Annotated in this window: 18 protein-coding genes and 1 tRNA gene; 6 read left to right on the forward strand and 13 right to left on the reverse strand. The window is 51.8% G+C overall.

The genetic code is table 11. From position 1 onward, the window contains the following. Window positions 1-106 precede the first annotated feature (106 nt). Window positions 107-505: a DUF4279 domain-containing protein gene (locus tag ACR9YC_RS09785; RefSeq protein ID WP_438726984.1), complete on the reverse strand. Its 399-nt coding sequence runs from the start codon at window positions 503-505 to the stop codon at window positions 107-109. Window positions 506-1,280: 775 nt separating this feature from the next. Further along, window positions 1,281-1,574, reverse strand: coding sequence for a DUF2490 domain-containing protein (locus tag ACR9YC_RS09790; protein WP_438726987.1), 294 nt, complete (start codon window positions 1,572-1,574; stop codon window positions 1,281-1,283). A 61-nt stretch (window positions 1,575-1,635) separates the two neighbouring features. On the opposite strand from ACR9YC_RS09790, the gene ACR9YC_RS09795 reads away from it, so the two are divergent. Beyond that, window positions 1,636-2,667 carry a radical SAM protein gene (locus ACR9YC_RS09795; protein ID WP_438726990.1) on the forward strand — a complete coding sequence of 344 codons (1,032 nt, stop codon included), beginning with the start codon at window positions 1,636-1,638 and terminating at the stop codon, window positions 2,665-2,667. Here ACR9YC_RS09795 and ACR9YC_RS09800 read toward each other — a convergent pair. From ACR9YC_RS09800 to ACR9YC_RS09810, 3 genes are all read right to left on the reverse strand, one after another. Continuing rightward, complete coding sequence (locus tag ACR9YC_RS09800) at window positions 2,664-3,488, reverse strand: NUDIX hydrolase (protein WP_438726992.1); 825 nt, start codon at window positions 3,486-3,488, stop codon at window positions 2,664-2,666. The genes ACR9YC_RS09795 and ACR9YC_RS09800 overlap by 4 nt on opposite strands. A 331-nt stretch (window positions 3,489-3,819) precedes the next feature. Continuing rightward, window positions 3,820-4,542 (reverse strand): FliA/WhiG family RNA polymerase sigma factor, encoded by a 723-nt coding sequence (locus ACR9YC_RS09805; RefSeq protein ID WP_438726994.1) that lies wholly within the window; start codon window positions 4,540-4,542, stop codon window positions 3,820-3,822. Window positions 4,543-4,710: 168 nt separating this feature from the next. Then, complete coding sequence (locus ACR9YC_RS09810) at window positions 4,711-4,947, reverse strand: flagellar biosynthesis anti-sigma factor FlgM (RefSeq protein WP_438726996.1); 237 nt, start codon at window positions 4,945-4,947, stop codon at window positions 4,711-4,713. A gap of 404 nt (window positions 4,948-5,351) precedes the next feature. On the opposite strand from ACR9YC_RS09810, the gene ACR9YC_RS09815 reads away from it, so the two are divergent. After that, window positions 5,352-6,434, forward strand: a complete 1,083-nt coding sequence (locus ACR9YC_RS09815) for a sigma-54 interaction domain-containing protein (protein WP_438726999.1) — start codon at window positions 5,352-5,354, stop codon at window positions 6,432-6,434. A 411-nt stretch (window positions 6,435-6,845) separates the two neighbouring features. On the opposite strand, the gene grxD is transcribed toward ACR9YC_RS09815, so the two are convergent. From grxD to ACR9YC_RS09840, 5 genes are all read right to left on the reverse strand, one after another. Further along, the gene (gene grxD / locus ACR9YC_RS09820) at window positions 6,846-7,184 is read right to left on the reverse strand and encodes a Grx4 family monothiol glutaredoxin (RefSeq protein WP_438731743.1); all 339 of its coding nucleotides are present in this window, start codon (window positions 7,182-7,184) and stop codon (window positions 6,846-6,848) included. Between the two features lie 26 nt (window positions 7,185-7,210). Then, window positions 7,211-7,447, reverse strand: coding sequence for a BolA/IbaG family iron-sulfur metabolism protein (locus ACR9YC_RS09825; protein WP_438727001.1), 237 nt, complete (start codon window positions 7,445-7,447; stop codon window positions 7,211-7,213). Between the two features lie 50 nt (window positions 7,448-7,497). Beyond that, window positions 7,498-7,824 carry a DUF1476 domain-containing protein gene (locus ACR9YC_RS09830; RefSeq protein WP_438727003.1) on the reverse strand — a complete coding sequence of 109 codons (327 nt, stop codon included), beginning with the start codon at window positions 7,822-7,824 and terminating at the stop codon, window positions 7,498-7,500. 97 nt (window positions 7,825-7,921) lie between these two features. Continuing rightward, entirely contained in the window at window positions 7,922-8,917 is a 996-nt protein-coding gene (locus tag ACR9YC_RS09835; protein WP_438727005.1) for an NADPH:quinone oxidoreductase family protein, read from the reverse strand. 91 nt (window positions 8,918-9,008) lie between these two features. Next, the gene (locus ACR9YC_RS09840) at window positions 9,009-9,263 is read right to left on the reverse strand and encodes a hypothetical protein (protein WP_438727008.1); all 255 of its coding nucleotides are present in this window, start codon (window positions 9,261-9,263) and stop codon (window positions 9,009-9,011) included. A gap of 144 nt (window positions 9,264-9,407) precedes the next feature. On the opposite strand from ACR9YC_RS09840, the gene ACR9YC_RS09845 reads away from it, so the two are divergent. After that, on the forward strand, window positions 9,408-9,926 hold the full coding sequence (locus tag ACR9YC_RS09845) for a sterol desaturase family protein (protein WP_438727010.1): 519 nt from the start codon (window positions 9,408-9,410) through the stop codon (window positions 9,924-9,926). Between the two features lie 9 nt (window positions 9,927-9,935). Here ACR9YC_RS09845 and ACR9YC_RS09850 read toward each other — a convergent pair whose 3' ends face one another. From ACR9YC_RS09850 to ACR9YC_RS09860, 3 genes are all read right to left on the reverse strand, one after another. Continuing rightward, entirely contained in the window at window positions 9,936-10,799 is an 864-nt protein-coding gene (locus ACR9YC_RS09850; RefSeq protein WP_438727013.1) for a DMT family transporter, read from the reverse strand. A 19-nt stretch (window positions 10,800-10,818) separates the two neighbouring features. Then, window positions 10,819-11,460 (reverse strand): glutathione S-transferase family protein, encoded by a 642-nt coding sequence (locus ACR9YC_RS09855; protein WP_438727015.1) that lies wholly within the window; start codon window positions 11,458-11,460, stop codon window positions 10,819-10,821. Window positions 11,461-11,719: 259 nt separating this feature from the next. Further along, on the reverse strand, window positions 11,720-13,207 hold the full coding sequence (locus tag ACR9YC_RS09860; RefSeq protein WP_438727018.1) for a SulP family inorganic anion transporter: 1,488 nt from the start codon (window positions 13,205-13,207) through the stop codon (window positions 11,720-11,722). Window positions 13,208-13,354: 147 nt separating this feature from the next. On the opposite strand from ACR9YC_RS09860, the gene folK reads away from it, so the two are divergent. The 3 genes from folK (at window position 13,355) to ACR9YC_RS09875 (ending at window position 18,126) form a co-directional block, all read left to right on the forward strand. Next, entirely contained in the window at window positions 13,355-13,951 is a 597-nt protein-coding gene (folK, locus tag ACR9YC_RS09865; protein ID WP_438727020.1) for a 2-amino-4-hydroxy-6-hydroxymethyldihydropteridine diphosphokinase, read from the forward strand. Window positions 13,952-14,039: 88 nt separating this feature from the next. Then, window positions 14,040-17,852, forward strand: a complete 3,813-nt coding sequence (putA, locus tag ACR9YC_RS09870; protein ID WP_438727023.1) for a bifunctional proline dehydrogenase/L-glutamate gamma-semialdehyde dehydrogenase PutA — start codon at window positions 14,040-14,042, stop codon at window positions 17,850-17,852. A gap of 198 nt (window positions 17,853-18,050) precedes the next feature. After that, window positions 18,051-18,126 (forward strand) — tRNA-Lys (locus tag ACR9YC_RS09875). Window positions 18,127-18,231: the final 105 nt, after the last annotated feature.

Raw genomic sequence — 18,231 nt, forward strand, 5'->3', positions numbered from 1 at the left:
GCGACTATCGGCCGCTGGAAATGCAAGCATTGATAGCGGACACGATTGCGCCGCCGCCCCTCTATGACGGCTCACGGCCCAGTTGCGGGCACTAATCCGGGATATCTTATCCATAAATATCGAGGTCAAGTAAAAGGCCTCGCTCGCCAAGTCGGGCAAGCGTTTCAGGTCTTAGAGTTAGCCCCTCATTGCTTTCGTCAAGAAACAGTCCGCAGAACGCTCTTCCTCTGAACTGCGTAGCGAAAGCGCGCCAAGCAGGAAGGTCGTTCGATAGCTGATCCAAAAGTGTATTGAGTTGACCATCCAAGTCGGCTGGTTCGCAGCGCTCAGTCTCCAGTCGCCAAGAGCCAGTGCGAGCGACTTTTTCAACACCTGTTTTGGTCACCCAAGTGCCGCCTTTTTGAACACTTACACTTGGCCTACCTAGCCGCTTGGTTATCTTTGAAGGATCAAGATCATCTCCGAAAAAAGCGATTGATGCCGCCGATCTGTATAAACTGCCCATGCGCCAATCATAGCATGTTAACGCCCACTTTCCACCCTGTGGCTGAAAAACCTAACCGAAAACAGGCCCTACATATTCCACCCCACCGGAATCTGGTTCCACCAGCATAATCACTGCTTCAGACATACTCTCAGGCGTCAGTAAAACTCATTTGCAGAAACTGGAATAGACAGTTAGTCTCGCCGCTATGAGCGATACCTCCACCAAAGCTATGCGGATGGAAATCCGAAAAGAGACTGGCAACCGCATTGTGTCGGGTCCAAGTGACCCTCCATTACATCGAGGGCCGGACTACCTAATGGCTCATGCTTGTTTTGACTGTCGGAAATCGTGGAAGCTATCTGAAGATAGCACGGCGACTTGTCCCGAGTGCGGAGGCCCAGCCAATCCTATGGGAAGGGCTTTCAAGGCACCAAAAAAGTCGGACAAAGAGCAATGGAAAAAGGTCGAAATGCTTTGGAGAGCTGGCTTTCGTTTTATGTCTAACACTCGCTGGCGAGATGTCGATCCAGAACCATACCCTGAGCGTCTTAGGGACGTCGAAGCATTCATTCGGGAAAACCCTCGGCACCCATTTCGAGTACGGCGTTAGCGCCCACTTCCACCCCCAATTTACGACATCAGAGGCCGCACAGACTGCTTCCCCTTTCGGCAATTGGCGTGCTGACATTTATGACCAAAACCAAGATCACAAACGACTTTCTTATTAGGCAGAAAAAGATACCAAGGACTCTTTGCGAAAACAGATATGCAATTGCCAGTAAAAACTAACGCCCTAAAGGTTGAAGAAAATATTTACATTGGCGATATGGTCAATGCGATCTGCGCCGTCGCGGAACACCGCTTGGTTGAGGTAACCGGGAACCATATCAATACCCTCTGCCAAGGGGATGGAGACGCCGATAAAATTGCGCCAAACGCTCAAGCCGCCGCGCTGAAACTGCGTTTCATTTAATTCGATAAAAGGTTCAGTATAGGCCACCAGCTTATTATTTTCGCTGATCGGCACGCGCAATTGTACAAATTTTCCGCTAAGCCGCCTCAATATCGCGACGCAGCCAGCGGTCACTCTAAAGCCCTGCACTTATGCGTAGAAAGCGACAGCGAACCCTGTTAGCTGTAACAAAACAGTGAATCACGAAACAGGCAGAAACCCCATCGCTACGCAAATCAACGATAAGACCCGGGCAAAAAATGCTGATATTATCAGCCCTTTTGCATTGGCACAGGCCCCACGACTGGACCCTGCTAAGTTTCAAGACCCTGATGTTACGGCTAAGGGGGAGGCGCGCGCTTCTATCTATATGACTGGATTGACCACTTTGTGGATCAACACTGGTACATTGTGCAATCTGGCCTGTGCATCCTGTTATATTGAGAGCAGCCCGACCAATGATGCTTTGGTCTATATTCGCCATGATGAGGTTGTGGCCTATCTGGACGAAATACGTGCCGATAATCTGCCCACCGAGGAGATTGCCTTTACCGGCGGTGAGCCATTTATGAACCCCGATATGATCGCGATTATCGAAACCTGCCTAGAGCGCGGGTTTAAGGTGCTGGTGCTGAGCAATGCCATGCGCCCGATGCGGCGGCATGAGGATGCACTGCTGGCGATCAAGGCGCAATATGGCCACCGACTGACCATTCGCGTCAGCCTGGACCATCACAGCCAGACGGTGCATGAGGGTGAGCGCGGGGCCAATAGCTGGGACAAAGCCATATCTGGGCTGAAATGGCTATCCGATAATGGCTTTGCAATTGCGGTTGCCGGGCGGCATCTGGCGGACGAAAGCGATGCCGATGCGCGGGCCGGTTTTCAAGCGCTGTTTGACCGTGAAAATCTGCGGCTCGATACAGATAATATTGACCAGTTCATGCAGTTTCCCGAAATGGACGATCAGGCCGATATTGCCGAGATCACCACGGCCTGTTGGGATATATTGAATGTCGCTCCGGACAGCATCATGTGTGCGTTCAGCCGCATGGTGGTAAAGCATAAGGGCGCAGATAAACCCACGGTCGCGGCATGCACATTACTGCCCTATGATCCACAATTTGATATGGGCCAGACGCTCAAAGAAGCATCACAGAGCGTCAAACTAAACCACCCGCATTGCGCGCGCTTCTGCGTATTGGGCGGCGCAAGCTGCTCGGCTTAACCCCGCAGCGCTTTGCCAATAGGTTCTGAGGTTACCGGATAGCCCAGATCATCAGGCACGCACAAATGCTTCTCGCCGCCGCGTTCCTCTATAAAGGGGATGATAAGCTGCGCCGGATAATGTCTGGCATGGTCGACCAGCTCGGCATAGCTGGCGCATTGCGCAATCTTTTCAAGGTTGCGCCGCGTCGGGAAGATGATTTTTAATTCATCATTATCTGCGCGGTCCAGCACTTGCTGCGCGCTGGCCCAGAACAATGTGCGGTTCTCTGTATCATCCACTTTGGCCATCTCTTTGCCCAGTGTCGCCTTGGCCAGATAGAAGCGCGTGTCAAACACTCGCGCCTCGTTAAATGGTGGGCGCCAGCGAGCAAAATAGGTCAGCGCATCGGGCTGTAACTGCAACCCGAATGCATCAACATTGGCGGCAAAATTGCTATCACGGCCCGCCTCGGCACGAATAGCGGCAATCGCCTCACTGCTGGCCGGTTCATGCATCGCAACGGGATAGCTTGCTTCCTCAACAGTTTCACGAATGGCCCCGATACGCGCGGCCATATCCTCCAAAGCTTCATCTTGCAGCGCATCATCAGCATCACGCTCAAGATAGCGCTTGGCCAGGATATAATCCCCTTGGTCAATCCTGCCGCCGGGAAAGACAGCAGCACCAGCAGCAAAGGCCATTTTGCCCGACCGCTCAACCATCAGCAATTCAGGTGGTCCATTTTCGACATCATTCACCACGATAATCGTAGCCGCAGCTGTAGGAGTGACCAATGGCTTGCCGGTAATAGGGTCCGTTCTTTGGGATGTGTCTGTCATGCCAAATCTATGTGCCATTGGGGAAAGGCTGGCAAGCGCCGGTTGAGAACAATATTCGCTATTTCATCTTTTTTGCAAAATTGTCCTAAACATCTTTGCGGGGCTGTCGTTCTTATGCTTGTCCGGATTGAACATCCCATGTGCCACCTTCCCCTTGCACGGCATATATGGTGAACGATCAAGATAACTCCATGCGTTGATCTGGCTACCTGGTCCTTGCCTTATCAACTTTCCCAATACGGCAGGCTGTTTCCCACACAGCCTGCCGTTTTTATTTGGTCAGTATCATTATTGGCCGCAGCCTGAAGCTCTCAGACTGCGGTTACTGGCTTTAGGCAGACATTTTCACGCGCAGCTTGGCAAGTGCCGCCTTTTTAATCTGGCAAACACGCGCCGCACCAATGCCCAATGTTGCGCCTATCTCTTCCAAATTCATTTCTTCAACAAAATAGAGTTGCAGGATAAGTGCCTCCCTTTCTGCCAACTGTTTTATGTTGGCGCTCAATTCCTTCATCAATTGGCTTTTTTCTACCAACGTGTCCGCACTTTCCGCCTGATCGGCAAACCACATGGCGTGATCGGAATAAACATCGTCCAATGACTCCACTCGCTCCGAAGCGGTGGCAGACACCAAGGCATGATATTCGGGCAGTGATATGCCAATCTCACGGGCCATTTGCTCGTCACTCGCAGCATGGCCCTGCGCATCTTCCAGCAATTTGCGTGTCGCCACCAATTTGCGCCGGTTGGCCATGTTGCCGCGCGACATGCGGGCCTCTCTGCGCAGATTATCAATCATCGCGCCGCGCACCCGCACACTGGCATAATGCTTGAAATCAATGCCGCGATCTTCAAAACCGCGACTAGCTTCTATCAAAGCCATCAGCCCGATCTGGATTAAATCTTCAATTTCGATTGTCTGCGACATGCGGCCATGGACATGCCATGCGATACGGCGCACCAATGGCGTATATTCCGCCAGCAACTTGTCGCGTGCAAAAGCCGGGGCTTGAGGTTTATTGGTTACGTTCCCAGCAAAAAATTCATGCTTCATCTTCGTTCTCCCATCAATAGGACAACGAAACTGCAATCAGCGTGCCAGAAAAATTAACCATATGTTTTTAATGGTTATTTACCATATTAAGGGTGCCAAAGTCAGGGTTTTGACAGGGTAAAACCATTGTCACGCCAAATATTTGACGCACTTATATGAACTGCAAAACTATTGACCGGCAGAGTCATCCAGCAGGTGCAGAGCAATGAGATCGGGTGAGATATTATACTCACCTTCAGCCAATTGCTTTTTGATCCGGGTAATCTTTATCAGATCCATATGCGTGCCTAGCTCTGCCAATTGCTGCGCACGCAGGCCTTGGCGTTCCTTGATGCTGACAGGCTTATTGACGCGGCTTGCATCTTTGCCTTCAATGGGCGACCCGAAGGAATTATGAGGAGACATGATTTCCGTTTCCATTTTGCCGTCGCCTTCATTCGTCGCAATTGCTGTCTTTTTTATAGCAAATAGTTTTGCACAATTGCGCATCAGCAAAATTCTCCACGGCAGAGCAAGTCTGGAAATGTAGGGCGACATTATATTTTGTGTTGATTAGCCATACGTCACCATGCGGTTATTCTTTAGTTTTTTGGGCTGGAAAAGGCCATTTTAAGCGCTTTTCAGCTTTCCTCCATTTTGGATATAATTATCGTTTGCCGCTGTAAGATATTGGTCAGTCACGCAAAACTCCCCTCCAAAATGGAGTTATTGCCTACATAAGTATCTGTAAGTAAACGATATTAACTTTCTATTTACCATAATCATTGATCTTTCTCTCACACCGTCACTGAATGAAGAGGGATCAGACAATGACACATAGCTCGCAAAATGACGTTGATAAGACGATAGCAAATGCACAGAAGATTATCGGAGATAGTCCCGCCGTGCAGGCGCTGCGCAACATGATCACCAGAATAGGGGCATCTGACGCCTCTGTGTTGATCTGCGGCCCCTCTGGATCGGGCAAGGAGCTTGTCGCCCATGCCCTCCACAATGCCAGCAACCGGCAATCCGCCCCTTTTGTTGCGCTGAATTGCGGTGCGATACCCAGCGAATTGGTTGAGTCCGAATTGTTTGGGCATGAACGCGGCGCCTTTACAGGTGCCCTGAAACAGCGAATAGGCCGATTTGAGCAAGCCGATACAGGCACATTATTTCTTGATGAAATTGGTGATATGCGCTGCGATATACAGGTGAAATTACTGCGGGTATTGGAAGACAATATCATCACACGCATAGGCAGCAACACCCCACGATCGGTTGATGTCAGAGTGGTGTCTGCCACCCATCAGGATATCGACATCGCCATTGCAGATAACAGATTTCGCGCCGACCTCTTCTTTCGTCTGGGCGTAGTGATATTGCGGGTGCCGTCTCTGGCTGAACGGGTGGAAGATATTCCTGCGCTGATCGCACATTTCCAAAAACATGTGCCGGCTAGCAACCGCGCTCGCTTTGGTGAAAGCGCCATACGCTATTTACAGGCTTATGATTGGCCAGGCAATATCCGTGAATTGCGCAACTTTACAGAGCGCGCTGCTATCATGTTCGGCAATCGCATCATTTCAGGTCAGGATATCGGCATGTTGCTAGGGCTACATCCTCTCATTTTGCCGGTTCAGGCAGAGGCCAATATTGCGGCCTATGATAATCGTCAGGATTTTGCTCCGTCACACATGCCCAGCCCATCTGCACCATTATATGCAGAAAAGCCCCATTATGACGAGCCAATCAATTTGAAAAACATGATTGAGAAGTTTGAGCAAGACAGCATTTGCAACGCACTGTCCAAGGCCGATGGCATTATTACAGAGGCAGCACGCTTGCTCAGCCTGAAGCGGACCACATTGATCGAAAAGATGCGCAAATATGGTTTGGAAGCAGTATGTTGATACATTCCCGAAACATATAGTGCGATTGCAAAGTGCGAAAATGTTGGCAAAAATCTTACACGATTTTGCATATCGCAGCAAAATCGTCGGTAAATTTTACAAGGGCGCAAAAGTTACGCCGCCATTAACCATCTAAGTGATTGAAAAACTATCAACCCGAAAAACTGGCACAGACCATGCTTATTACACAGCAACTGCATGGTCTGGTCGCAGTCATCATAGGGGGTTGGCCGTATTTTTGGTCTCTTACGCCGCCCCCAAGAGTTTCGAAGCGCAGATATTGTTCCGTTAATTCTGCACTTCAATAATAAAGCCGCGCCCTTCCCGACAGAAGGCGCGGCTTTTTTGTGGTTGCGGCATCTATCAGGGAAAGATGCCGCCCAAATTGCAGTATAATATTAACGTCAGATATTAGGCTTGGTCAGCCTTGGCGACCTGCTTTTCATCCATCAATGTTGCCAGCTCACCAGCCTCGAACATTTCCATCATAATATCAGAACCGCCAACAAATTCGCCTTTGACATAAAGCTGAGGAATGGTTGGCCAATCAGAGAAGGTCTTAATGCCTTGGCGGACATCCATATCCTGCAATACATCAACGCTTTCATATTCAACGGCCAAATGGTCCAAAATGGCCACTGCCCGGCTGGAGAAACCGCATTGCGGGAAGAGCGGTGTGCCCTTCATAAACAACACTACGTCATTACCGGCGACCATATTGCCGATCTTCTGGTTGATATCGTCTGACATCATAAAATTCCTTTTTGCTGTGTTGTCTATGAAGTGGGAAGTGCGGTTGTGAGTTGCAAGGCATGAAGCACTCCGCCCATCCGGCCACCCAGCGCCGCATAAACGGCCTTATGCTGGTTTACCCTGCTGACACCGCGAAAACTCTCTGCGACAACATGGGCAGCATAATGATCTCCATCCCCTGCAAGATCGGTTATCGTCACTTGCGCGTCAGGAATGGCGGCGACAATCATACTTTTAATATCTTCTGCTGCCATTGGCATAATATAGGCTTTCTTTGGGTATGCCGCGACTTTGCGGCAAGCATGAAAACTCAGCTATTTTCCTGAGTGAACTGACGGCGCGCTTCAATCATATGCTCTTCCAGAGCAGCGCGCACTGCGGCATCGTCCACATCAACACCGGCGGATGTGAGATCGCCCAATAATTTGCGGATCACATCTTCATCACCTGCTTCTTCAAAATCTGCCTGCACAACCGATTTTGCATAAGCATCGGTTTCTTCCGCAGTCAGTTTCATCTTTGCAGCGGCCCATTGGCCCACCAATTTGTTACGTCGAGCGGTAATGCGAAATTCAACTTCCTCATCACGCGCCATCTTGTTTTCAAATGCTTTTTCACGCTCGTTAAAACCGGTCATGCACAAATCCTTCTAACATCTGACTGTTGATCGTCAGCTAATATAATGAAACATAGTTTGCCTGCCAAAACCGCGCAAGCACTGGCAACGGGCCAGATCAGATTTTTACCACCAATTTGCCCAGTGCCTTACGGTCAGCCAATTTGGCAATGGCTTTTGGTGCATCCTCAAAGCTGAATGTCTCTGAGATTTTAGGACTAATCTTGCCTTGCTTCCAAAGGTCAAACAGCTCCGCAATATTTTCGGCATTGCGTTTTGGTTCACGTGCAGTGAACGCGCCCCAGAATACGCCGCAAACATCACAGCTTTTCAGCAAGGTCAAATTAAGCGGTAATTTCGCGATGCCAGCGGGAAAACCGACGACAAGAAAGCGCCCTTCCCACGCAATGGAGCGAACCGCCGGTTCGCTATAATCGCCGCCAACAGCGTCATAGATAATGTCTGCGCCATTTGGCCCAACGGCTTCTTTGAATTGTTGGCTCAGCGCTTTGGACTGCGCTTTGTCAAATGGCTGACGTTCATAAATAACTGTCGCATCCGCACCGCTGGCCTTTGCCATCTCAGCTTTTTCTTCACTTGAAACCGCGGCAATGACACGCGCGCCATAGGCTTTGCCCAATTCAACCGCTGCCAGACCAACGCCGCCTGCCGCACCAAGCACCAGCAATGTCTCACCAGCTTTGATATGGCCACGGTCTTTCAGCGCATGGATGGACGTGCCATATGTCATCAACAAAGATGCACCCTCTTCAAAAGAGAATTGTTCCGGCAAACGATATACCGCAGCAGCCGGGACTGTGATCTTCTCAACCAGCCCGCCAAAACCGACGCCCGCAATGACGCGGTCACCCGGTGCATAATCGGTAACGCCCTCACCCACAGCTTCGACAATGCCGGCAACTTCACTGCCCGGCGCAAAAGGCCGTTGCGGGCGCATCTGGTATAAATCCTGAATGATCAGCGCATCGGGAAAATTGATCGCACATGCTTTAACGTCCAGCAACAGCTCACCTTTGCCAACTTCGGGTGCATCCACCTCATTAATTGTCAAAGTTTCGGGTCCACCTGGCTGATGCGATTGCAAAGCGCGCATATATTCTCTCCTGTTGCCGGAATATGATTTTCTAAAAACGCCATATCCTAATGGCGGGAGCGGTCAAGCAGTGGCTAAAGCCAGACCTAAATCAATCACTCTCAAATTGTTCACCAGAAGGCGGCACAGGTGGTTTTGGTTCGCTGCCAGATGGTGATTGCGGTTCAACCTTGGTCTTCATGGCATAGCGGCCCGCATAGAGCAGTGCGCCTAATAAGGCCGCAGAACCGACAGCCGCACCAACTTTGGCGCCGGTCGACCATTTGCCTGATTCTGAGGTATCTGTAGCCGGAGAATCCGCTGTATTTTCGGCAGTCTCATCTTGCTTTGGGGTTTTGTCTGTCATTGATGATCCTTTAATTTGCTAACCGACATATCGGAGCCAGAAATGGGTTCGTCAATATTGCTGCGTAACGATTTCCCGCAATACGCATCAGACATTGCATATTTTCCGCTTTTCTAAGCTGCGTTCTGCGACTATTTATGGCTTATGCAAATTGTCATAAATATTTTGATTGTTCTGGCCTCCGTCGCTGCCATGGAATTTGTGGCTTGGTGGAGCCACAAATATATCATGCATGGCTGGGGCTGGGCCTGGCACCGTGACCATCATGAACCGCATGACAATGTGCTGGAGAAAAATGATTTATTTGGTGTTGTCGGCGCTGTGATCAGCATCTCAATGTTCTTATGGGGCAGCCGCCTTTTACTAGGCGAATGGGCCTTTCCACCCGCAACCTATATCGGCATTGGCGTTATGATTTACGGCGCGATTTACACGCTCATCCATGATGGATTGGTGCATCAGCGCTATTTCAAATGGGTGCCCAAAAAGGGCTATGCCAAGCGTCTGGTGCAAGCACATAAGCTGCACCACGCAACCATTGGTAAAGAGGGCGGCGTCAGCTTTGGCTTCATCATTGCCGAAGATCCAGCCAAGCTGAAACAGGAATTAAAACGCCAGCGCGAACAGGGTGTTGCTGTTGTCCGTGACGCTATTGGTGCCTGATTGCCGTTTTTACTTTTTGGCTAATGCAGTGCGGCCCGCAAATATCGTTAGGCCGATACCTAGCAAGATAACCAGTCCGCCGATCGCTAAGCGCAATGTCAGTGCTTCATCCAGCAACACTACGCCCCCCAATGCCGCAATAGCTGGCACGGACAATTGCGCCACCCCTGCATTGGTAACGCTGATATGCGGCAGCACAGCATACCATATGGCATAACCAAGGCCGGATGTAATCGCACCAGAAGCAATGGCGAGCACAACGCCATAAGCGCTGACATGTACGGGAAAGCTGGTCAGGAACAGAAAGCCAAGCGCCAATGGCACGGCCAGCAGGAAATTGCGGGCCGTAATCCGCAGCGGGTCATCTGCGCCGCGGCCTAGCCAGCTATAAACGCCCCAAGCAGCGCCAGACATGGCCATAGCCATAGCAGACCATAAAGGCGGCGCGGCCAATCCGGGCAATAGCAGCCAGACCAAACCGCCCATCGCCATGATGAGCCCGGTCCATTCTAACGGGCCAGGCCGCGTGCCAGTGGCAATCGCCAAACCCTGCATGGTAATCTGGACAAAGGCGAACAAAATCAACGCGCCGGTTGCCGCGCTGAGTTCAAGATATGCCCATGAAAAACACGCGGCATAAACAAATAAGGCGGCAGGCATGACCATGCCGGAAATACCCGCATCACGGCGCGGCATCGGCCATCTGCGATTCTGTATAACATATAGCACGATCAGAAATAGAGCACCCGAACCCAGCCGGGTGCCCGTAAAATTGCCCCAATCAATCGCCCCGCTGGCCAAAGCCTCACGATTAAGCAGCGAGTTACCGGCAAAAGCCAGCAGCGCCAATATGAGCAATAATATTGTCCGCACGGATCAGCCTGTCAAAAACTTATGCGGCTGGCGCAAAAACAATGGGGCCGCCCAATTCGAGCGACTTTTTATACGCTGGACGTTCCTGCATCTTGGCAAGATAGCGGCCAAGCTCAGGATAGTCGCCAATCAGCTGCGCCGCCGTGGCCACCTCCAGCAAATAGCACAGGTTAATATCAGCGCCTGTCAGGCCATCGCCAACCAAAAAGTCACGTCCAGACACAGCATCATTGGCATAGCTCAGCAACTTCACCACCTCGCCATGGATAAAGGGTGTCAGCACATCGCCCAGCCCACCAAAACGCGGGGCAAGAGCAGAGAGTATGACCGACATGCTCATTGTTCCCTCTGCAAAATGCAGCCACTCCAGATAGCGCGCACGATCAGCATCGCCCGGCGCAGGGGCAAATTTGCCTCCAGAGCCAAAACGCTCAATCAAATATTCAATGATCGCGCCCGATTCCACCATGGTTTCCCCATCGACAATAACCGTCGGCGCTTTGGCCAGTGGGTGCACTTGGGCTAATGCTTCGGGAGAACGAAAGGTCACCGCATCACGGCTATGACGCACCATATCATAGGCAATGCCCATTTCTTCCAGCAGCCAAATGATGCGGGTTGAGCGGGAATATTCAAGATGGTGCAAAGTGATCTGGGTCATGGTTGTTCCTTATTCGGACCTGAAATATGCGGGGAACCTAGTAGCTGATGCGCACCCCCACAAGAAAAACCGCCGCGGCCTATGGGATGGATCGTAAAAGACCGCGTAAAGGCACGGCAGCCCCCACCGTCATTCCGGACTTGATCCGGAATCCAGTGCCATGAGTGAATATGTGTGTTTCTCTGGATTCCGGATCAAGTCCGGAATGACGTTTATGGATATATCGATTGGCGTTTATGGATGAATGAGAAAATGGGGTTTAGTGCCCAACCACGCCCAGACTCTCAAAGGGTTTTTCATGGTCACTAAAGCGTTCCACCATTGAGGCGCTGGCTTGGTTTAAGCCGATAATCTCAACCTCTTTGCCCTCTTTCTGCAAACGTGCGACGATTTTTTCCAACATGCCAATAGCGGAAATATCCCAAAAGTGCGCATTATGGACGTCAATAACCACCTTATCGATATTGTCCTCGTTAAACTCCATCGCTTCATACATCAGATCGACCGAGCCGAAGAAAATCTCTCCGCCAAAATCATAAAAATGGGTGCGTCCTTCAACCCGCACATCCATACGCACCAATTGGCGCACTTTATATGCGAAGAAAATACCGGAGAGCAGCACACCAGTCAGCACGCCCATTGACAGGTCATGCGTCCAGACCACCACGGCAACCGTCGCAATCATCACAATATTTGACGGCAGGGGGTGCTCGCGAATTTCCAGAAAACTCTGCCAGCGAAATGTACTGATGGAGACGAAAATCATAATCGCCACCAATGCAGGCATGGGGATCAACGCCACCCACTGTCCCAAGGCAACAATCAATATAAGCAACATGACACCAGCAACAAAGGTCGAGAGCCGATGCCGACCGCCCGATTTGATATTGATAACCGACTGCCCAATCATCGCGCAGCCGCCCATGCCACCCAGAAAACCAGTTACAAAGTTGGCAATGCCCTGACCATATGTTTCCAACTTTTTGTCACTGCGTGTTTCGGTCATATCATCGACAATGCCTGCGGTCAGTAGCGACTCCAACAGGCCCACCGCTGCCATGGCGAGCGAATAAGGCGCGATAATCACCAAAGTTTCCCAAGTGATGGGGATTTGCGGAATGTGGAAAACCGGCAAGCTATCGGGCAGCGCGCCTTCCTCTCCCACTGTGTTGACATCAATGCCATAATAGATGGCAATAGCTGAGATCAACACGATCGCCACCAGCGGCGATGGCACGGCTTTGGTGATATAAGGCAAGCCATAAATGATAGCGAGACCAGCCGCGACCATGAGATAGGTTGGCAGATTAAGTGCATCGCCGGTTAATTGCGGCAATTGCGCCATAAAGATCAAAATCGCCAAAGCATTGACAAAGCCGGTAATGACTGAGCGCGAAACAAAACGCATCAACAAATCAAGCCGGAGCAGTCCGGCAATGGCCTGGAAGATACCCATCAAAATCGTCGCGGCGAAAAGATATTCAACACCATATTCCCGCACCAAGGGGCCGACCAGAACAGCAACCGCCGCTGTCGCTGCCGAGATCATGCCGGGACGACCACCGACCAGCGCAATAATCACTGCGATAGAGAAGCTGGCATAAAGACCGACACGCGGGTCAACTCCCGCAATCAGGGAAAAGCCTATCGCCTCTGGGATCAGAGCCAGAGCAACGACCAAACCGGCCAGAAATTCAGAACGTGGGTTGGTAAGCCAATCCCTTTTAAAATCGCGATGAATGGCCATAGTGGCAACCCTTTTAAAGGCCGTGTGAAACGGCAAAAGTTCATGAAAATGTGAAAGCAAGATATTGCCTGTGCTGCGGCGCAGCATTGTCTGAGCGCACTCATGGAGTCAAATGCCGCGAAATGCAACCATAAGCAGCGGCAAATAATGTGGTTGGCAATTTTCCTGATGGCGCATATCGACAATATCATGCCGAATGCCGACAATGATTTTGCCAATTACGCCAATCTCGCTAATCTCCCCAATCTCTACGTGATTGCTATGGGTTCTAACCGCAGGCACCCTGTTCATGGCCTGCCGCGACAGGTTCTGGTCCGCGCCATGCAGCGGCTAAATGAAGGTCCGGCTAAGGTTGTGCGTCAATCCTCCATTATAGAAAGCCGGCCCATAGGTCCATCACAGCGCAGCTATGCCAATAACGCCATCATCCTTGCCAGTGATTTACAGCCTTTGGAAATGCTGGACTGGCTAAAAAACATGGAAAGCGAATTTGGTACTCGTCATAGGCGGCGTTGGACCAGCAGGACGCTTGATTTGGACATTATTTTGTGGCGAGAAGCATTTTGCGCAGCGGATTTGTCTTGGCACTCCTCTAGCCTTACAATTCCGCATTGCCATATGCGGGAACGTGATTTTGTTTTGGGACCTGTATCGCAAATTGCTGGGTTATGGCGCGATCCGGTTTCCGGCTTGCGCATCAGGCAATTACACCATCGACTGAAAAAACCGCTGAGCAAAAGCTAGGCACTCACGCGAAAAACAGGCCCGCGCTTTTCCTCTTTTCTTTTGCCTATTCCAAGCGCATGGGGGACTGACGATTTCGCCTCTTGTAATGAGTGATATGCACATGCCGGACACCATGGCCATTCCCGATCTTAGCAATGACTATCTGCGCCCTGAAGCAGATGTAGTTTCCACTCTGTTGAGCAGTCTGGAGCTGGATGAGAACCAGCGCAAAATGGCGGTCAATACAGCTGAAACGCTGGTCAACAGGCTGCGTCAATCTGCCGATAAGCTACATATGGTCGATGCTTTGTTGCAGCAATATGGGCTTTCCACAGCCGAAGGCGTAACGCTTATGCGGCTGGCGGAATCATTGATACGCACGCCCGACTTCTCCACTGCGCGGATATTGGTACGCGATAAACTGGGCGATGCCGATTGGGGCTTTCACGCAGGCAAAAGTCCTTATGGGTTGGTCAATCAGGCGACCAACGGCCTGCGCCTTTCTGCTGGCTGGATCAGTGCATCTGGCGGTGTTGCTGCGCGCAACCTGCTGGCCAAATTGGGTGACCGCGTGCTTGAAGGCGCGGTCGAACAGGCGATGGGCATGATGGGTGAGCATTTTGTGCTGGGCACCACCATTGCCGATGCTGTGAAACGATCAAAAAAAGCACGCAGCAATGGCAGCACGCATAGCTATGATATGCTGGGCGAAGCGGCGCATACGGCCAAAGATGCCGATCGTTATTTTGCCGCCTATCGTGATGCCATCACCTATTTGGGGCAACAGGGCTTCATAAATGACGCGCCCAGTCGCCGCCCTGGAATATCTGTGAAGCTGTCCGCGCTGCATCCGCGTTATGAATATGCCCATCGTGATGTCTGTGTCCCTGCATTAACAGAGCGTTTGATGATATTGGCAAAAGCCGCACAGGCTGCCGGTATTGCAATGACCATAGATGCGGAAGAAGCCGACCGGCTGGAAACCGAAATCTTGATTATCCATGCGCTGATGACCGCGTCAGAATTGGCCGATTGGGACGGGCTTGGCATTGTCGTGCAGGCCTATCAGCGCCGCGCAATGCCGCTGATCCAATGGCTGGCAGATATGGCACGCAGCCATGGCCGTCAAATTGCCGTCCGGCTGGTCAAAGGGGCCTATTGGGATAGCGAGATTAAACGCGCACAGGAAATGGGGTTGGAGAGCTATCCCGTCTTCACCCGTAAGGAAAATACCGATCTTAGCTATCTGGCATGTGCCCGTGCCTTGTTGAATGCACGTGATTGCATTTACCCGCAATTCGCCACCCATAATGCCCATACCGCCTGCGCCATTGCCATGATGGCCTCATCTCCCTCCCCGTCGAAGGTGCCATCACAATCTGGTCAGCAAAATACCCCCGGATTTGAATTTCAAAGGCTGCACGGCATGGGGCAGGCATTGCATCAGGCTCTGGGCACAGAATATGGCGTGCCGACACGCATTTATGCGCCGGTTGGCAATCACCGCGACTTACTGCCCTATCTGGTGCGGCGTTTGCTGGAAAATGGCGCGAACAGCTCCTTTGTGAACCAGCTTATGGATCTGGATATTCCAGCCGAAGAGATTGTCAGCGACCCGATCGCCAAGATATTAGCAAACGAGGAAGCCGCCAATCCACGCATTCCTGCCCCTATTGACCATTTAAATGGCGATTTTCTGGGGCCAGACGGGTTTGACGATGGCATTGCCGCTAGCGGTTTTGGGGAAACCCGCAAAATTGCCAGAGGCGACGATATCAGCCAGTCCGCGCAGGAAGCGCTGTATGAAGGCTATGGCTCATCAGAAAATATATGGGCCGCTGCCAATATGGTCGCAGGCGCAAGCAAGAGCGGAGAAGAGCGCAATATTGTCAACCCTGCCAATTTTGAGGACAGTGTCGGCATAGAAAACCGCGCCGCAGCTGGCACAGAGGCCGATATAGTGGCTGAGGCCATTAAGGCCGCCAGCGCTGCGAACTGGGCGCAAACTGAGGCTGCCGAGCGGGCGCAATGCCTGAACCGCCTAGCCGATTTGCTGGAGCAAGAGACCGCCACTTTGGTGGAGCTATGCGTGCGCGAAGCAGGCAAAGGCCTGAATGATGCAATTGCAGAGATCCGCGAGGCCGTTGATTTTTGCCGCTATTATGCAGTGCAGGCACAAGCGCCGTCAGTTGCATCGCGTCAGCCGTTGGGCATAATGGCCTGTATTTCGCCATGGAACTTTCCGCTGGCGATTTTTCTGGGTCAAGTGACCGCCGCTCTGGCCGTGGGCAATAATGTTATTGCCAAGCCCGCCGAGCAAACACCGCTTATTGCCGCGCAGGCAACCCGCCTTGCCTATCAGGCCGGTATCCCCAAAGATGCTCTGCAATTGCTGATCGGTGATGGCGCTGCATTGGGCTCCGCATTAACCGCACATCCCGGCATAGATGGCGTCTGCTTCACCGGCTCCACAGCCACCGCCAAACGCATTGCGGCTAGCCTTGGCGAAACAGGCCGCGGCCTTGTGCCCTTGATTGCAGAAACGGGCGGCATCAATGCCATGATTGTCGATTCCACCGCATTATTGGAACAAGCAGTGAGCGATGTCGTCGCCTCTGCCTTTCAAAGCGCTGGCCAGCGTTGCTCGGCATGCCGCATCATCTGTGTGCAAGACGATATTGCCGATAATTTCTGCGACATGCTGAACGGGGCCATGGCCGAATTGCGCATCGGCAATCCGGCTGATGCCGCGACGGATGTCGGTCCGGTCGTTGATAATGCCGCACAAACCAAGATAATGGATTATATCGCAGCGATGCGCAGCCGCTTTGCCGTGATTGGTCAAACCCCGCTGCCTACAGACCTGCCACAAGGGCATTTCGTTCCGCCCACCGCCTTTATGGTCAACAAAATTGCCGATGTTGAGCAAGAAATCTTTGGGCCGATATTGCACATATTGCGCTTCGCCGCAGATGAGCTGGACAGCATGATGGCCGCCATCAATGCATTGGGCTTTGGCCTCACAATGGGCCTGCACACCCGTATTGATGACCGTGTCGAGCATATTGCCAGCATCGCAAAAGTCGGCAACCTCTATGTCAATCGCAACCAGATTGGCGCCATTGTCGGCGTTCAACCTTTTGGCGGCGAAGGGCTATCTGGAACCGGCCCCAAAGCGGGCGGACCGCTTTACCTGCACCGGATGAGCCGCCACGCAGAAATGCCGGTTGAGACTATCCTGAAGCAAAGCGCCGTCACCGCCCCGCCCCCTGCCCCCAAGGCCGCTTCCGATTTGGTGCAGCGATTGGAGGATCATTTCCATAGCCATAGCGCGGCTGAGAGGTTTGATATTCTGGATCAGGCGGTCAATAGTATTGCCCCGCTTCACCCCCGCTTTGCGCAGACAATCGGCGAGGTGCAGGCCGATATTCTCAGCTTTACCGGCCGGGAAATCCCCCTTCCCGGCCCAACCGGCGAAAAGAACCGCTATCGCCTATGCCCACGCGGCGTGATTTTATGTGTGCCCGGCGGCGCGCAGGATGATGACGACTATCTGTTGCAAAAGCAGGTTGCCCTCACATTGGTAACCGGCAATGCCCTTATCATTCTGGCCTCTCCCGGACCATTTACCGGCATTGATGCACTGGCCGAAACATTGGACCGCCATGCGCCGACCAAAGGGCTCATTACCTATGCGGGCGCAGAAGAAGACCCAAGCAATTGGCTCAACACCAGCATCGCCGCTATCTTGTGCGATAATGATGATCGCGGCGCTCTGGCGGCACAGCTCATGCTGCGCACTGGCCCTATCATTCCCATGCTCTCTGCGCACAATGCACCGACCCGCTATATGATAGAACGCACCGTCTCAATCGACACAACAGCAGCAGGCGGCAATGCCAGCCTTTTGGCGATGTAAAGGCCGGACCCAAGCCCTGCCAAAAGCCTAACCAAGAACATAGTCAAAGACCATCAAGAGGTAATTATAAAGTTTTTCGCCATCAATCTGCAAAAACTATGGCAAAATGGTTGACCAATGCGCCCCCCGACATTAGGTGAGGCGCTCCTAAGAGACGCACACACCGTGATTCTGCGTTTCGTTGGTGCCTATGGCATCGGGCCCTTAGCTCAGTCGGTAGAGCAACTGACTTTTAATCAGTAGGTCGCTGGTTCGAACCCAGCAGGGCTCACCATTATTTTATTTTATTACAGATGATTATGGTGATGAAGGGCAAATATGATCTGCCACTCCCCCAGTCATGAAAGATAGATGAAAGAAACGGCAAGGTTAAGCCGGT

The sequence above is a fragment of the Parasphingorhabdus sp. DH2-15 genome (assembly GCF_051668705.1).
GTDB lineage: Bacteria > Pseudomonadota > Alphaproteobacteria > Sphingomonadales > Sphingomonadaceae > Alterisphingorhabdus.

Coding starts and splice junctions, on each gene's coding strand:
- ACR9YC_RS09830 (WP_438727003.1), bottom strand. CDS start 7,824: ATGACCGGTTTTAACGAGCGTGAAAAAGCATTTGAAAACAAGATGGCG.
- ACR9YC_RS09805 (WP_438726994.1), bottom strand. CDS start 4,542: ATGAAGCATGAATTTTTTGCTGGGAACGTAACCAATAAACCTCAAGCC.
- ACR9YC_RS09845 (WP_438727010.1), top strand. CDS start 9,408: ATGCAAATTGTCATAAATATTTTGATTGTTCTGGCCTCCGTCGCTGCC.
- ACR9YC_RS09785 (WP_438726984.1), bottom strand. CDS start 505: ATGGGCAGTTTATACAGATCGGCGGCATCAATCGCTTTTTTCGGAGAT.
- grxD (WP_438731743.1), bottom strand. CDS start 7,184: ATGTCAGACGATATCAACCAGAAGATCGGCAATATGGTCGCCGGTAAT.
- ACR9YC_RS09860 (WP_438727018.1), bottom strand. CDS start 13,207: ATGGCCATTCATCGCGATTTTAAAAGGGATTGGCTTACCAACCCACGT.
- folK (WP_438727020.1), top strand. CDS start 13,355: ATGTGGTTGGCAATTTTCCTGATGGCGCATATCGACAATATCATGCCG.
- ACR9YC_RS09815 (WP_438726999.1), top strand. CDS start 5,352: ATGACACATAGCTCGCAAAATGACGTTGATAAGACGATAGCAAATGCA.
- ACR9YC_RS09840 (WP_438727008.1), bottom strand. CDS start 9,263: ATGACAGACAAAACCCCAAAGCAAGATGAGACTGCCGAAAATACAGCG.
- ACR9YC_RS09855 (WP_438727015.1), bottom strand. CDS start 11,460: ATGACCCAGATCACTTTGCACCATCTTGAATATTCCCGCTCAACCCGC.
- ACR9YC_RS09810 (WP_438726996.1), bottom strand. CDS start 4,947: ATGTCTCCTCATAATTCCTTCGGGTCGCCCATTGAAGGCAAAGATGCA.
- ACR9YC_RS09825 (WP_438727001.1), bottom strand. CDS start 7,447: ATGCCAATGGCAGCAGAAGATATTAAAAGTATGATTGTCGCCGCCATT.
- ACR9YC_RS09800 (WP_438726992.1), bottom strand. CDS start 3,488: ATGACAGACACATCCCAAAGAACGGACCCTATTACCGGCAAGCCATTG.
- putA (WP_438727023.1), top strand. CDS start 14,040: ATGAGTGATATGCACATGCCGGACACCATGGCCATTCCCGATCTTAGC.
- ACR9YC_RS09835 (WP_438727005.1), bottom strand. CDS start 8,917: ATGCGCGCTTTGCAATCGCATCAGCCAGGTGGACCCGAAACTTTGACA.